This window comes from Streptomyces sp. P17 (assembly GCF_032436805.1).
Lineage (GTDB): Bacteria > Actinomycetota > Actinomycetes > Streptomycetales > Streptomycetaceae > Streptomyces.
The window spans coordinates 30,222-43,990 of the sequence record NZ_JAVRBF010000017.1; the positions used below are offsets into that span (position 1 = coordinate 30,222).

Genomic DNA, 13,769 nt, shown 5'->3' on the forward strand with positions numbered 1-13,769 from the left:
AACCTCCAACCACCCACCCCCCACCACCACTTGGAGCACCCGTGAGGCACCCCACGCGCCGTACCCTGCTCGCCATCATCGGCGTCTCGGCCACCGCGATCCCCCTGCTGAACGCTCCGTACGCCGGTGCCGTCCGCGCGCCCGGACTCGACGACCCGGCGAAGAAGGAGATCGCCATGAAGCTCGTCTCCAGTGCGGAGAACTCCTCGCTGGACTGGAAGGCGCAGTACAAGTACATCGAGGACATCGGGGACGGCCGCGGCTACACCGCCGGGATCATCGGCTTCTGCTCCGGCACCGGCGACATGCTCGACCTCGTGGAGCTCTACACCGACCGCAAGCCGGGCAATGTGCTCGCCGGGTACCTGCCCGCCCTGCGGGAGGTCGACGGCTCCGACTCGCACGAAGGGCTCGACCCGTACTTCCCCCGGGACTGGCGCGGGGCCGCGCAGGACCGTGCCTTCCAGCAGGCGCAGAACGACGAACGCGACCGGGTGTACTTCAACCCGGCCGTACGGCAGGGCAAGGCGGACGGACTGCGGGTGCTCGGGCAGTTCGCGTACTACGACGCCCTGGTCATGCACGGCAACGGCTCCGACAGCGCGAGCTTCGGCAGCATCCGCAGGCGTGCGCTGCAGAGCGCGCGGCCGCCGGCCCAGGGCGGTGACGAGGTGCGCTACCTGCACGCCTTCCTCGACGCCCGGGTGCGGGCGATGAAGCAGGAGGAGGCGCACAGCGACACCAGCAGGGTCGACACGGCCCAGCGGGTCTTCCTGCGCGCGGGCAACCTCGACCTCGTACCGCCGCTGGACTGGAAGGTGTACGGCGACAGCTACCACATCGGCTGAGCGCAACCGCACGGGGGTCCCGCACCCCGGACCCCCGTGCCGGCTTTGAGAAGCCATAACCCAGGCTTATGAGCTCATAGACCGGACCCGCGTACCGACTTAGGGTTGCCTTAGCTTAGGCTTCCCGTCGAGTTGCTTGTCATCGCTCGAAGGGAACCTGATCATGCCCCGCCCCCTGCGGGTAGCCATTGTCGGAGCCGGCCCCGCCGGGATCTACGCCGCCGACGCGCTGCTCAAGTCCGATGTGGCCGCCGAGCCCGGTGTCTCCATCGACATCTTCGAGCGCATGCCGGCCCCGTTCGGCCTGATCCGTTACGGCGTCGCCCCCGACCACCCCCGCATCAAGGGCATCATCACGGCCCTGCACCAGGTGCTCGACAAGCCGCAGGTCCGCCTCTTCGGCAATGTGAACTACGGCGCCGACGTGCACCTGGACGATCTGCGCGCCTTCTACGACGCGGTGGTCTTCTCCACCGGCGCCATGGCCGACCGCGAGCTGAAGATACCCGGCGTCGAACTCGACGGCTCCTACGGCGCCGCGGACTTCGCGTCCTGGTACGACGGCCACCCGGACGTGCCGCGCACCTGGCCGCTGGAGGCGGAGAAGGTCGCCGTCCTGGGCGTGGGCAACGTGGCGCTGGACATCTCCCGGATTCTCGCCAAGACCGCGGACGAGCTGCTGCCGACCGAGATCCCGCCGAACGTCTACGAGGGCCTGAAGGCCAACAAGGCCGTGGAGATCCACGTCTTCGGCCGCCGTGGCCCCGCGCAGGCGAAGTTCTCCCCGATGGAGCTGCGGGAGCTGGACCACTCCCCCACCATCGAGGTCATCGTCAACCCCGAGGACATCGACTACGACGAGGGCTCCATCGAGCAGCGCCGCTCCAACAAGCAGGTCGACATGGTCGCCAAGACGCTGGAGAACTGGGCGATCCGCGATGTCGGCGACCGCCCGCACAAGCTGTTCCTGCACTTCTTCGAGTCACCGGTGGAGATCCTCGGCGAGGACGGCAAGGTCGTGGGCCTGCGCACCGAGCGCACGGAGCTGGACGGCACCGGCAACGTCAAGGGCACCGGCGAGTTCAAGGACTGGGACGTCAGCGCGGTCTACCGCGCCGTCGGCTACCTCTCCGACAAGCTGCCCAAGCTGCCCTGGGACCTCGACTCGGGCACCGTCCCGGACGAGGGCGGCCGGGTCATGCAGGAGACCGGCGAGCACCTGACGTCGACGTATGTCACCGGCTGGATCCGGCGCGGCCCGGTGGGCCTGATCGGCCACACCAAGGGCGACGCCAACGAGACGGTGGCCAACCTGCTGGACGACTTCGCGAACGGCCGTCTGCAGACGCCGGACGCGCCCGCCCCCGAGGCGGTGGAGGCGTTCCTCACCGAGCGCGAGATCCGCTTCACCACGTGGGAGGGCTGGTACAAGCTGGACGCCGCCGAGAAGGCGCTGGGCGAGCCGCAGGGCCGTGAGCGCGTGAAGATCGTCGAGCGCGAGGACATGCTCCGCGAGAGCGGCGCCTGATCCGGACCGCCAGAAGGGCCCGGAGCGAATATGCGGACGACAGCGTCCGCATATTCGCTCCGGGCCCTTCGGCGTCCGATGAGAGAGTGCCGCCCATGGGAAGTCTGCTGAGCCCCACCTCCGCCGCGGCGGCCGGCCCCCGGTACAAGGCGGCCTGCCGGGAGCAGCCGGGCTGGGAGTCCGCCGCCCGCGCCGCGGTCCTTGCGGGCCGGCCACTCGTCGAAGCCCTCGCGGAGTCGGTGCGGCCGGAGGAGGCCGAGGCGGCGCGGCAGCTGCCGATGGGCGGGACGCGGCCGTTCCCGGAGTGCTGAGACGCCCGGTACCGATGCCACCCCGAGTGGCTGGTCGACTACCCGTCGTGCACGATGTGGCAGGGGGTACGAGAGTCCGGCGGGAAGGATCACCGGTCATGGGCACAGGCCCCCTGCGAACGACAAGGCAGCCCGTGACCCGGGCGTTGACCGGGTTGCTCGTGGCCGTGCTGGGCGCGGCCGCGCTCGTGGCGTGCGGCTCGGACGACGACGGCGGTTCCGCGGGCACCGAGACACCCAGGTCGCCGAAGACCACCGGCTTCACGGGCACCGCGCCCTCCGCCGTGGCCTCGCTCGCCGAGTCCGTCAAGGAGTCCCTCTCGGCCGCGGCGTCGTCCGCCTCGGCGCGCGCCTCCGAGTTCGAGGCCTCCGTCTCCGCGGAAGTGGCGCGTGCCAATGCCGCCGCCAAGGAGCAGTTGGACGACGTGGAGGGCCGGGGCAACGCCACGGCCGACGTCTCGCTCACCGGCAAGCCCCGGGCCCAGACGGACGGACTGCTCGCCGTCGTCGTCAACATCACCAACAGCACGGACCGGACGGCCTCCTACGCCGTCCAGGTCGACTTCAGCGACTCCGACGGCCAGGTCGTGGAAACCCGTTACGTCGGCGCGGAGGACCTGGAGCCCGGCGAGCGGGCCCAGCCTCTCGCCATCAGCCGCAAGCCGCCCGAGCCGAAGCTGACGGCCGAGATCGCCAAGGCGCAGCGTTACTGAAGCGCGTCGGAGATCGACTTGGCGCCGCCATGTGCGGTGAGGCCGCCGTCGACCGGGATCTCGGCGCCGGTGATGAAGGAAGCGGCGTCGGAGAGCAGGAACACCACCAGCGGGGCGACCTCGTGGGCCGTGCCGGTGCGGCCGAGCGGGGTCTCGCGGAGGTTCGCCGCACGGAAGGCGGGTGCGGCGGAGGCGGTCATGTCGGTGTCGATGTAGCCGGGGTGGATCGTGTTCACGCGGATGCCGCGCGGGCCCAGCTCCGTGGCCGCCGCTTTCGACAGGCCCCGCAGCGCCCATTTGCTGGCCGTGTACGCCACCGGGTAGTGGCCGGTGAGCGCGGCGGACGAGCCGACGTTCACGATCGACGCACCGGGCGGCATCAGCGGGGCGAGGTGCTGGATGCCGAGCAGCGGGCCGGTGACGTTGACCGCGTGGACGCGGGCGAAGTCGTCGGGGCGTACGTCGGCGAGACGGGCGCGCCAGGTGATGCCCGCGTTGTTGACCAGCCCGTGCACCTGCCCGTACGACTCCGCCAGTTCCGAGGCCAGTCGGGCCCAGTCGTGCGCGCTGGTGACATCGAGGCGGCGGCAGTCACCGACGGGTTCCGCGTCCGTGGCGATGACCTGCGCGCCCGCCCGGGCCAGGGCGTCCGCCTCGGCGGCGCCCTGACCGCGCGCGGCGCCGGTGACCACCACGACCTTGCCGGACAGGCCGGTCACGGCCGCTCCCGGCTGCGGCGCCGCGCTGCGGGCAACGGCACCGGATCGACGCCCTCGACCACGGTGTTGGAGAGCGTCCCGATGCCCTCGACCGTGAGCGTGACCGTGTCCCCTGGCCGAAGCGGCGGCGGAGACTGCTCGCCCCGCACCCCCCACAGCTCCGCCAGACAGCCCCCGTTGCCGCAGGTGCCCGAGCCGAGGACGTCGCCGGGGCGTACGACGGTGCCGCGCGAGGCGTAGGCCGCCATCTCCTCGAAGGTCCAACTCATATGGGACAGCAGGTCCTTGCCGACGATCTCACCGTTCACCGCGGCGGTGAGCCCGAGCCTCAGGAAGCCGTCGGCGTCCCGGTACGGCTCCAGTTCGTCGGCGGTGACCAGGTACGGTCCCAGCGTGGCGGCCGTGTCCTTGCCCTTGCAGGGGCCGAGCCGGACCTGCATCTCCCGGGACTGGAGATCGCGCGCGGACCAGTCGTTGAGGATCGTGTAGCCGACGATGTGGTCGCGGGCCTGCTCCGGGGTGAGGTCGCGCCCCTCGCGGCCGATGACGGCGGCGACCTCCAGTTCGAAGTCCAGCAGCCGCGACCCCGGCGGCACGGGCACGGCGTCGTACGGGCCGATGACCGCGTAGGGGTTGGTGAAGTAGAAGGTCGGGGCGTCGTACCAGGCTTCGGGCACGCCACCGGCGCCGTCCACGGAGCGCCGTACGCCTTCGACGTGTTCCTCGAAGGTGACGAAGTCCCGGATCGTCGGCGGCTCCAGCGGCGCCAGCAGATGTACGTCCGCCAGGGGCACGGGCGGGCCCACGGGCCGTACCCCGTGGGCCGCTTCCACGGGTGAGGTGCCGTCGGGCAGGGCGCGGACCGCGCCGCCCTCGACGACCCCATGGAAGCGACGGCCTGCGTGCAAGTAGGTGGCTATGCGCATCGGGGCCTCACACCGGCGGTGCGACGAAGCAGCCGCGGTCGACGTCGTTGAACGACTCCTTGGCGACCAGTTCGTTCATCGGGTTGGCGGTGCCCCACTGGTCGGTGACCTCGGGCTTGGAGAAGTCGTAGACGCTGGGGTGCCAGGTGTCCTCGTCCAGCAGCTCCAGTTCGGTCGTGTACTCCACCGTGTTGCCGTGCGGGTCGAGGAAGTAGGTGAAGGTGTTGTCGCCCGCCATGTGCCGGCCCGGGCCCCAGATCTTCCGCGCGCCGGAGCGCATCACGCGTCCGGAGCCGCGCATGTACTCGTCCAGGCCGCGCATCTCGAACGAGACATGGTGCAGGGAGGTGTGCGGGCCCTGGGCGATGGCCATGGAGTGGTGCTGGTTGCTGATCCGCATGAAGTGCATGACCTCGCCCATGTGCGGCGAGCTGAGCGTGTCGGAGAGACGGAAGCCGAGGTGGCGCTCGTACCACTCCCGAGTGCGGTTCAGATCCGGGGAGTTGAGGACCACGTGCGACAGCTTGACCGGGATCGACTCCTTCTCCTCGATCCTGCGGTGCCGCCGGACCTCGACATCGGCCAGGACCTCGATGGTGCGTCCGTCGACGTCGAAGAAGCGGAAGCCGTATCCGCCGCCGGGGGTGTCGGCCTTACCGGGCTGTGAGATCAACCGCACCCCGGAGGCGGCGAGTTGCTCGGCCAGGGTGTCCACGTCGGCGGCGGACGCGGCGCCGTAGGAGACCAGGTCGAGCCGCTTCTCGCCGGACTTGCGCAGCCGTACGACGTACTGCTCCGGGGAGCCCTCGGCGGCCAGGAAGGAGATTCCGGAGTCCTCGGCGACCTTGGTCAGGCCCCAGACGCCGGCGTAGAAGTCGAGTTGCTTGTCGTAGTCGGGCACGGCGAGGTCGACGTGCCGCAGATGGGTGAGCAGACGCATGGTGGTCAGTCCTTCCGGAGGAGGGCGGCCGCGTTGCCGCCTCGTACGGCGTCGAAGTCGGCCGCGGACAGGCGTGCGGCGCGCAGGGCGTCCAGCGGGTCCTCGGTGCCCATGTCGAAGGGGAAGTCGGAGCCGAGCAGCACCCGGTCGGCGCCCGCGGCCCGGACCAACTCCCGCAGTGCGTACGGATCGTGGACGAGGGAGTCGAAGTAGAGCTGCCGCAGATAGCTGCTCGGCTCCCGTGCGCAGCCGCGGGCATCGGGGCGGGCCCGCCAGGCGTGGTCCGAGCGGCCGATGTGGGTGGGAAGGTAGCCGCCGCCGTGCGCGGCGATCAGCTTCAACTGCGGGTGCCGGTCCAGCACTCCGGAGAAGATCAGGTGGGAGAGCGCGACCGCGTTCTCCACCGGCTGGCCGACCGTGTTGGACAGGTACCAGCGGTCAAGACGCTCGTCGAGGGTGCAGCCGAAGGGGTGCAGGAAGAGGATGGCCCCCGTCTCCTCGGCGCGTGCCCACAGCGGCTCGTACGCCGGGTCCGACAGCTCCCGTCCGGGTGCGTGACTGGAGATCTCGACACCCGACAGCCCCTGGTCCAGGGCGCGTACGGCCTGCTCCGGGTGTTGCAGGGGCGCGAGTCCGAGACCGTGCAGCCGCTGCGGGGCCTGGGCGCAGTGCGCGGCCGTCGCCTCGCCCGCGAGCCGGTACAGCTTCTCCGCCGTGTCCTCGTCGGCCCAGGGGTGGTAGTGCGACGGGGAGGGGCTGACGAGCTGGATGTCGACGCCCTGCGCGTCCATCGCGGCCAGCCGGGCGCCGACATCGGTCAGGCGCGGGATGCGCGCGGCGACCATGGGGCCGCTGACGGCCAGGGAGGCGGCACCATTGCGGCGGGCGTCCAGCGCCTTGGCCTCGGCGAAGCCGGGGAGGTCCGCGACGAGGACGTCGACCTGCGGCAGCAGGAGGTGCGCGTGCACATCGACGGTGGAGGCCCTCACGGCAGTTCCCTGAGTACGGCCATGGTGGCGCCCATGAGCCCGGGCAGGTCCCCGCGGACGCCGTCGAGCTGCCACTGCCCGATCCGTACGGACGCCTCGACGACCGTACGGACCCGGTCGATGCGCCGCTCGTAGTAGCTCCTGAGGAGTTCCTCGTCCCAGTCCGCGCCGCCGGTGAGCAGCTGGGCCAGCACCCAGGCGTCCTCCAGGGACATCGCCGCGCCCTGGGCCATCGTGGGCGGGCAGCAGTGGGCGGCGTCGCCGACGAGGACGACCCTGCCCCGGTGCCAGGAGCCTTCGACGAGCAGCCGGTCGAACCAGGTGTAGTTGACCTGCGCGGGGTCGGTGATGGACTCCCGGATCTCCGTCCAGGCGCCGCCGTAGCCCTCGGCGAGTCGGCGCATCTCCTGTGCGTAGGACTCGGGCGGGATGGTGGCGCGGTCGCGGTTGGCCTCGACGAGGTAGGCGTAGACGGTGTCGTCGCTGGTGGGGGTGTAGCCCGCGATGTAGCAGGGGCCGCCGTGGGCGAGGTCGGTGCGGTCCACTCCGGCCGGGCGGGGTGCCGGGACGCGCCAGATGGCCATGCCGGTGGGGGCGGGTTTGTCGTCGATGCCGATGGCGGCGCGGGTCGCGGAGTTCAGACCGTCGGCGGCCACGACGAGGTCGTAGCGGCGCTCGGTGCCGTCGCTGAGGCGGACGGTGACGCCCTTGTCGTCCTGGGTGAGGATCTCGGCGGTGGTGCCGAGCCGGACCCGGGCGCCGCCGGCCCGGACGGCGTCGGTGAGGATGCGCTGCAGGACCGGGCGCTGCATGCCGAGGGTGGCCGGGAGGTCGTCGCCGCCGGTGCGGAGGTCCTCGCTGGTGTGCAGCACGGTGCCGTCGGGCGCGGTCAGGCCCAGGGAGTCGAAGCAGAAGCCGTGGGCGCGGATCTCGTCCCAGACGCCGAGCTCGCGCAGCACGCGCAGGGCGTTGCCCTGGAGGGTGATGCCGGAGCCGCGTACGTTCCAGTCCGGCTGGGCCTCGACGAGGTCCACGGCGATGCCGGCCCGGCGCAGCAGTACGGTCATGGCGTTGCCGGACGTGCCGCCTCCGACGACGAGCACGGTTTTCTCTCTTCCCATGGCCAACTCCTTCGTTGGACGGGTCACTTGACGGCGACCGGGTTGACGGGTGAGCCGACGGCTGAGGTGATGGGCAGGGGCGCGGCGGTGAGCCAGAACTCGTACACGCCGTCGTCGGCGCAGTCCTGCGCGAGCGCGTCGGGGTCCCACATCTCCCCGATGAGCAGGCCCATGTTGGGGATGGCGACCTGGTGCAGCGGCTGGAAGGCCCGCTCGAACTCGTTGGGCCGCACCTCGAATCCCCAGGTGTCGGTGGCGACGGCCGCGATCTCGGTGCGGTGCAGCCAGCCGGCCGTGGTGAAGGACAGGCCGGGCGAGTCGCCGCCCGCGTACTCGCCCCAGCCCTCGCGCCGGGCGCGGGCCAGCCGCCCGGTGCGTACGACGACGAGGTCGCCGCGGCCGACGGTGACGCCGTGCGCCTCGGCGGTCGCGGCGAGGTGCTCCTCGGTGATGGCGAAGCCGTCGGGCAACTCGCCCTGGTCGCCGATGACCCGGCCCACGTCCAGGAGGACGCCGCGGCCGGCGACGTACCGCGCCATGTGCTCGATGCCGGTGACGAGGTCGCCGTCGGAGGTGACGGTGCGTGCGGCGTCCCGTCCGTTCCATGCCTTGCCGTGGTCGAAGATGTGCCCGAGGCCGTCCCACTGGGTGGAGCACTGCAGCGGCATGGCGATCACGTCGTCGGCGCCGCCGAGCCCATGGGGGAAGCCCTGGTTGCCGAGAGCCGCGTCGGTGCCGGTGTCCAGCATGGTGTGCACGGGGTTGGTGCGGCGCCGCCAGCCCTTCTGCGGTCCGTTCATGTCGAAGCGCTGCGCCAGCGAGAAGCTCACGCCCCGCCGGACCAGCGCGGCACCCTCACGCCGCTTGGCCTCGTCGAGGAAGTTCAGGGTGCCGAGGACGTCGTCCTCGCCCCAGCGCCCCCAGTTGGAGTACGCCTTGGCGGCCTCGGCGATGGCGCCCTCGGGGTCCTGGCGGTTCACTCCGTCTCCCCCACGCAGCGTGTGCGCTGGGCGCCGAGCCCGGTGATGGAGCCGTCCATGACGTCGCCCTCGCGCAGCAGCCGCCCCCAGTGCATGCCGTTGCCGGCCGGGCTGCCCGTCAACACCAGGTCACCGGGGAGGAGTTGGGCACTCTGCGAGGCGTACGACACCATGCGCGCCACGCCGAAGATCATGTCCTTGGTGGACTCGTCCTGCATGGTCTCGCCGTTCAGCTTCAGCGTGACGCGCAGGTCCGCCGGGTCCGCGATCGACCCGGCCGGGACGATCCACGGGCCGAGCGGGGTGAAGCCGGGCGCGTTCTTGCTGCGCAGCCAGTCGGTGCCGATGGCATTCATGTCCCGGCGGAAGACGGTGGCGCGGTCGGTGAGGTCGTTGGCGATGGTGTACCCGGCGACATGGTCCAGGGCCTCCTCGACGGGGACCCGGTGGGCGGGCTTGGCGATGACCGCCGCCAACTCCAGCTCCCAGTCGGGCTGTTCGGCCCAGGCGGGCAGGACGACATCGTCGTAGGGGCCGGTGAGGGCGCTCGGCAGGCCGATGAAGACGTACGGCAGGTCCTCGGCGGCCCGCCGGTCCATGATCGCGGCGACCTCTGCGCGGGCCTCCGCCACCGTGCGCGGATCGTCGGGCGCGCGGTGGGCGACCTCCAGGTCGATCACATGCTGCCGGTAGTTGGCGCCGGACTGGAAGACCTGGCGGGGCTCTACGGGGGCGTGGACGCCCAGTGCGTCCAGGGGCTGCCAGTCGCCGGCCGCGTCGCGGGCCAGCTCGTGCAGCCGGGGCAGCAACTCCACCCAGCGCTCGCAGATCCGCCGGGTCGTCAGGAGAGGGTCGCCGAGTGGCGCACGAAGGTCCAGCACGCGGCTCTCGGGCGTCACGAGGCCGGGGAAGGGGGCCTGGTCAGGGGCGGAAAAGGTGCCGAGGGCGAAGGGTCCGGAGAAGGACGCGGAAGGGGCGGCGGGTTTCACGGGCATGTCCTCCAGATTGCGGTGGACCCAATCTGGCCCCACATCCCGTAATCTGGGAAATCGATTCTTCTGATGAGGATCATCCACAGCACGAATAGCACCGGGGAGCGCCGTGCATCTGTCGGGCCTCGATCTCAATCTCGTCCTGTCCCTGCGCGCCCTGCTGGAGGAACGCAACGTCACCCGGGCCGGGCAGCGCATCGGACTCAGCCAGCCCGCGATGAGCGCGGCCCTGGCCCGGCTGCGCCGCCACTTCGACGACGAGCTGCTCTCCCGCGTCGGCGGACAGTACGAACTCACCGCTCTCGGGCGGGCCTTGCTCGACCGCACCGCCACCGCCTGCGATCTGCTGGAGCGGGTCTTCAGCAGCCGGGCGGAGTTCGTCCCGGGCAGCGAGGAGCACGAGTTCACCCTGCTCGCCTCCGACTACGCGATCGCCGTCTTCGGCGCCGAACTCGCCCGGACCGTGCACGCCGAGGCCCCTGGGGTGCGGCTGCGGTTCCAGCGGACCCCGGCCGATGCCACCGAGGAGACCGCGACGGCGCTCAGCGCGGTCGACGGGTTGCTGATGCCGCACGGCATCATCAGCGGTTTCCCCGCCGTCGATCTGTTCACCGACCGCTGGGCCTTCCTCGTCGCCGACTCCAACGACGAGGTCGGCGACCGGCTGACCATGGCGGACCTGGCCCGCCTGCCCTGGGTCATCTACCAGCGCACCTACGACGCGCCCGCCGCACGGCAGTTGAGCATGCTGGGCATCGACCCGCATGCCGAGGTCTCCGTCGACAGCTTCCAGGTGCTGCCCTTCCTGGTCGCGGGCACCCACCGGATCGCCCTGGTGCAGCGGAGCCTGGCCGATCTGCTGAGCGGGGTGGCCGCCGTACGCGTCATGGATCCGCCGTACGAGGCGGTGCCCCTCCAGGAGGCGATGTGGTGGCATCCCGTGCACACGCATGACGCGGCGCACATCTGGCTGCGGGAAACCGCGGCGCGCGTGGGCGCGGGCCTGGGGCATCCAGGGGATGAATGATCGGCATCCGCGATCGCGATCGGGCGGGGGCTAGGCAGCACCCGGCGGGTGGCCGATAGTCGTCTCCACCAGGCGCCGGAGCCGTTCCGCTCGACGTGTGCGCCGTGTCTGTGCCATCCCCCCTCCGCCAGGTGGAGTTCCCGCATGCCCGCAACCGAATCCGTCCCCGGCCACCGTCTGCGCATCACCCTGCTCATGGCCGGCAGCTGTCTGCCCATCCTCGGCGCCGTGCTCATCGCCCCGGTCCTGCCGCAGATGCGCGACCACTTCTCCGACGTCCCCGGCGCCGACGCGCTGGTGCCGATGGCCCTGACGATCCCCGCCCTGTCACTCGCGTTGCTGGCCCCCTTCGCGGGCGTGGTCGTCGACCGGCTGGGCCGCAAACGCCTCCTCGTCATCGCCACCGTGCTGTACGCGTTTCTCGGCACGGCCCCGCTGTGGCTGGACTCCCTCGGTGCCATCGTCGCCAGCCGCGCGCTGGTCGGTGTGGTCGAGGCCGCAATCATGACCTGCTGCACCACGCTGATCGGCGACTACTCCTCCGGCCGGCAGCGCGACCGCTACCTGGCCCTGCAGACGATGTGCGCCTCGATCTCGGCGACGGCGTTCTTCGTGCTGGGCGGCGCGGCCGGTTCGGCGGGATGGCGCGCGCCGTTCTGGGCGTACGCGGTGACCCTGCTGCTCGCCCCCGCGATGGCGGCCTTCCTGCCGCAGTCCCCGGCCGGCGCGAAGTCCGGCGAGCCGGGCCCGGTGCGGCGGCCCTTCCCCTGGCGTCCGCTGGCCGGAACGTGCGCGCTGACCGTCTTCGGCGCCGTCCTCTTCTACACCGTCCAGGTGGAGATGGCGTTCCTCCTGGACGACATGGGCGTGGAGGACTCCGGCACCATCGGTCTGGCCATCGCCGCGTCCAGCGCCGCCACCGTGCTGGGCGCCGGGGTCTTCACCAAGTCCGGCCGCGGCCCGGAGGCCTGGCTGCCCGGCGTCTTCGCCCTGTGCGGACTGGGGTTCGCGGTGATCTGGCTCGCCGCCGACCCCGTCGTCCTGACCCTCGGCGCCGTCATCAACTGCTTCGGCGGCGGCATCATGCTGCCGAGCCTGCTCACCCTCGCCATGTCCCGGCTCGACTACGCCGACCGCGGCCGCGGCACCGGACTGTGGACCGGCTCCTTCTTCATCGGCCAGTTCATCTGCCCGCTCGTCGTCCTGGCGCTCACCGCGGCCGTCGGCACCCTGGCCGACGCCATGGGCGTCCTCGCGGCCGCCGGGGCGCTCGGCGCGGCCGGCCTCGGCCTCGTCGCCCGACGCCGACGGCCGGTGGCGGCCCCGGCGCCGGTCAGTGGTCGACCGTGACGACGATCTTGCCGACCTGGTGGCCGGCCTCCAGATAGCGGTGCGCCTCGACGACCTCGTCCAGGGGAAAGACCCGGTCGACGGCCGGAGAGAAGGCACCGCCGCTCAGGCCGGAGGAGACGAACGCCTCGGCCCGGCGCAGCCGCAGCCGCAGCGGGTCCCTGGTCGTCTCCAGGACGGTGTAGGTACGCATGTTCAGCGCGGGCAGGCCGAGTTCGATCCCTGGGTACGGGGTCGCCTCGCCGCTCGGTGCGCCGTAGACGAAGAGGGTCCCGCCGGGGGCGACCACCCGGGCCAGGTCCATGATGCCGGGGCCGGCCACGGCGTCGAGGACGAACTCGGCGCCCCGGCCGCCGGTGACGGCGAGCACCCGGTCGACGACGTCCTCCTCCTCGGTGACGATCACCTCGGCAGCCCCCGCCTTCAGCAGCGCCTCCCGCTTGGCCGAGGTGCGGGTCGTCGCGACGGGCACCGCGCCCACACGGCGGGCCACCTGGATCGCCGCCAGGCCCACGCCGCTGGAGGCGGCGGTCAGGACGACCGTGTCCCCGGCGCGCGCCCCGCCGACCTCGACGAGTGCGCCGAATCCCCGCGGCACGCAACTCCCCTCTCCCATGCATATGATCGGGTCTCTTCACCGAACCTTCACAAGGGGGGACTTCGTCATGCGTATACGCCTGCTCATCGCGACGGCCACCGCCGCGGGCGCCCTGGGCGCGCTCGCCGCCGTGCCGGCCCACGCCACCGAGTACTCGTCGGCACTGAAGATCCGCGGCGTCCAGTACGACGCCCCGGGCAGCGACTCCAACAACTGCACCACCGGGAACACCAAGGCCGAGTACCTGGAGATCAAGAACTACTCGTCCAGCAGGACGGTCAACCTCAAGGGGTACGTCGTCAAGGACAAGGCCGGGAACAGGTTCACGTTCACCTCCAACCACTACCTGCAGCCCGGTGACCAGATAAAGCTGCGCGGCGGCCACGGCAGCGACTCCGACGCGAACAACGTCGTCTACCGCGACAACTGCAACTTCATCTGGAACAACGACAAGGACTCGATCTACCTGTACAAGCCCACGGGCGCCGGGGCCGACTCGCACTCCTACACCAAGAGCGGCTCGGACCCGGACGGCAACGGGTACATCAAGTACCACGGCTGACGCGAAGTGCGCAGGGCCCGCCCCGATGCGGATGGTGGGCGGGCCCTGCGCACCGCCATTTTCATGACCGGAGCCGGATCGGACCACGAGTGAACGGCACTCGTGCGGAGCGGTCGGCGCACACCCCGTGTGCGGACCCCCCGGTGACACGTGGCTGCCTGCGGC

Annotated in this window: 15 protein-coding genes; 7 read left to right on the plus strand and 8 right to left on the minus strand. The window is 71.4% G+C overall.

What is annotated here, in order from left to right:
- The first annotated feature begins 41 nt into the window (after positions 1–41).
- From RMT89_RS13480 to RMT89_RS13495, 4 genes are all read left to right on the plus strand, one after another.
- On the plus strand, positions 42–848 hold the full coding sequence (locus tag RMT89_RS13480) for a chitosanase (RefSeq protein WP_315883962.1): 807 nt from the start codon (positions 42–44) through the stop codon (positions 846–848).
- 163 nt (positions 849–1,011) lie between these two features.
- On the plus strand, positions 1,012–2,376 hold the full coding sequence (locus RMT89_RS13485; RefSeq protein WP_315883963.1) for an FAD-dependent oxidoreductase: 1,365 nt from the start codon (positions 1,012–1,014) through the stop codon (positions 2,374–2,376).
- A gap of 95 nt (positions 2,377–2,471) precedes the next feature.
- On the plus strand, positions 2,472–2,687 hold the full coding sequence (locus RMT89_RS13490; RefSeq protein WP_315883964.1) for a hypothetical protein: 216 nt from the start codon (positions 2,472–2,474) through the stop codon (positions 2,685–2,687).
- A gap of 98 nt (positions 2,688–2,785) precedes the next feature.
- The gene (locus RMT89_RS13495) at positions 2,786–3,400 is read left to right on the plus strand and encodes an FxLYD domain-containing protein (RefSeq protein WP_315883965.1); all 615 of its coding nucleotides are present in this window, start codon (positions 2,786–2,788) and stop codon (positions 3,398–3,400) included.
- Here RMT89_RS13495 and RMT89_RS13500 read toward each other — a convergent pair.
- From RMT89_RS13500 to RMT89_RS13530, 7 genes are read right to left on the minus strand one after another with little or no spacing between them, the layout of a single operon-like run.
- Positions 3,394–4,119, minus strand: coding sequence for an SDR family oxidoreductase (locus RMT89_RS13500; protein ID WP_315883966.1), 726 nt, complete (start codon positions 4,117–4,119; stop codon positions 3,394–3,396). The two genes, RMT89_RS13495 and RMT89_RS13500, sit on opposite strands and share 7 nt — an antisense overlap.
- A complete protein-coding gene (locus RMT89_RS13505; RefSeq protein WP_315883967.1) occupies positions 4,116–5,045 on the minus strand; it encodes a fumarylacetoacetate hydrolase family protein in 930 nt (309 codons plus the stop codon). The genes RMT89_RS13500 and RMT89_RS13505 overlap by 4 nt, the downstream gene beginning before the upstream one ends.
- Before the next feature lie 7 nt (positions 5,046–5,052).
- Positions 5,053–5,985, minus strand: coding sequence for a VOC family protein (locus RMT89_RS13510; RefSeq protein ID WP_315883968.1), 933 nt, complete (start codon positions 5,983–5,985; stop codon positions 5,053–5,055).
- Between the two features lie 5 nt (positions 5,986–5,990).
- Entirely contained in the window at positions 5,991–6,974 is a 984-nt protein-coding gene (locus RMT89_RS13515; protein ID WP_315883969.1) for an amidohydrolase family protein, read from the minus strand.
- The gene (locus RMT89_RS13520; RefSeq protein WP_315883970.1) at positions 6,971–8,095 is read right to left on the minus strand and encodes an FAD-dependent oxidoreductase; all 1,125 of its coding nucleotides are present in this window, start codon (positions 8,093–8,095) and stop codon (positions 6,971–6,973) included. The genes RMT89_RS13515 and RMT89_RS13520 overlap by 4 nt, the downstream gene beginning before the upstream one ends.
- 23 nt (positions 8,096–8,118) lie before the next feature.
- Positions 8,119–9,075 carry a cyclase family protein gene (locus RMT89_RS13525; RefSeq protein ID WP_315883971.1) on the minus strand — a complete coding sequence of 319 codons (957 nt, stop codon included), beginning with the start codon at positions 9,073–9,075 and terminating at the stop codon, positions 8,119–8,121.
- Positions 9,072–10,070: a fumarylacetoacetate hydrolase family protein gene (locus tag RMT89_RS13530; protein WP_315883972.1), complete on the minus strand. Its 999-nt coding sequence runs from the start codon at positions 10,068–10,070 to the stop codon at positions 9,072–9,074. The genes RMT89_RS13525 and RMT89_RS13530 overlap by 4 nt, the downstream gene beginning before the upstream one ends.
- A gap of 106 nt (positions 10,071–10,176) precedes the next feature.
- Between RMT89_RS13530 and RMT89_RS13535 the strand changes: the two genes are divergently transcribed.
- A complete protein-coding gene (locus tag RMT89_RS13535) occupies positions 10,177–11,094 on the plus strand; it encodes a LysR family transcriptional regulator (protein ID WP_315883973.1) in 918 nt (305 codons plus the stop codon).
- Positions 11,095–11,238: 144 nt separating this feature from the next.
- Positions 11,239–12,444, plus strand: coding sequence for an MFS transporter (locus RMT89_RS13540; protein ID WP_315883974.1), 1,206 nt, complete (start codon positions 11,239–11,241; stop codon positions 12,442–12,444).
- On the opposite strand, the gene RMT89_RS13545 is transcribed toward RMT89_RS13540, so the two are convergent.
- Positions 12,428–13,042 carry a zinc-binding dehydrogenase gene (locus RMT89_RS13545; RefSeq protein ID WP_315883975.1) on the minus strand — a complete coding sequence of 205 codons (615 nt, stop codon included), beginning with the start codon at positions 13,040–13,042 and terminating at the stop codon, positions 12,428–12,430. The genes RMT89_RS13540 and RMT89_RS13545 overlap by 17 nt on opposite strands.
- Before the next feature lie 67 nt (positions 13,043–13,109).
- On the opposite strand from RMT89_RS13545, the gene RMT89_RS13550 reads away from it, so the two are divergent.
- Positions 13,110–13,604: a lamin tail domain-containing protein gene (locus tag RMT89_RS13550; protein WP_315883976.1), complete on the plus strand. Its 495-nt coding sequence runs from the start codon at positions 13,110–13,112 to the stop codon at positions 13,602–13,604.
- Positions 13,605–13,769 lie beyond the last annotated feature (165 nt).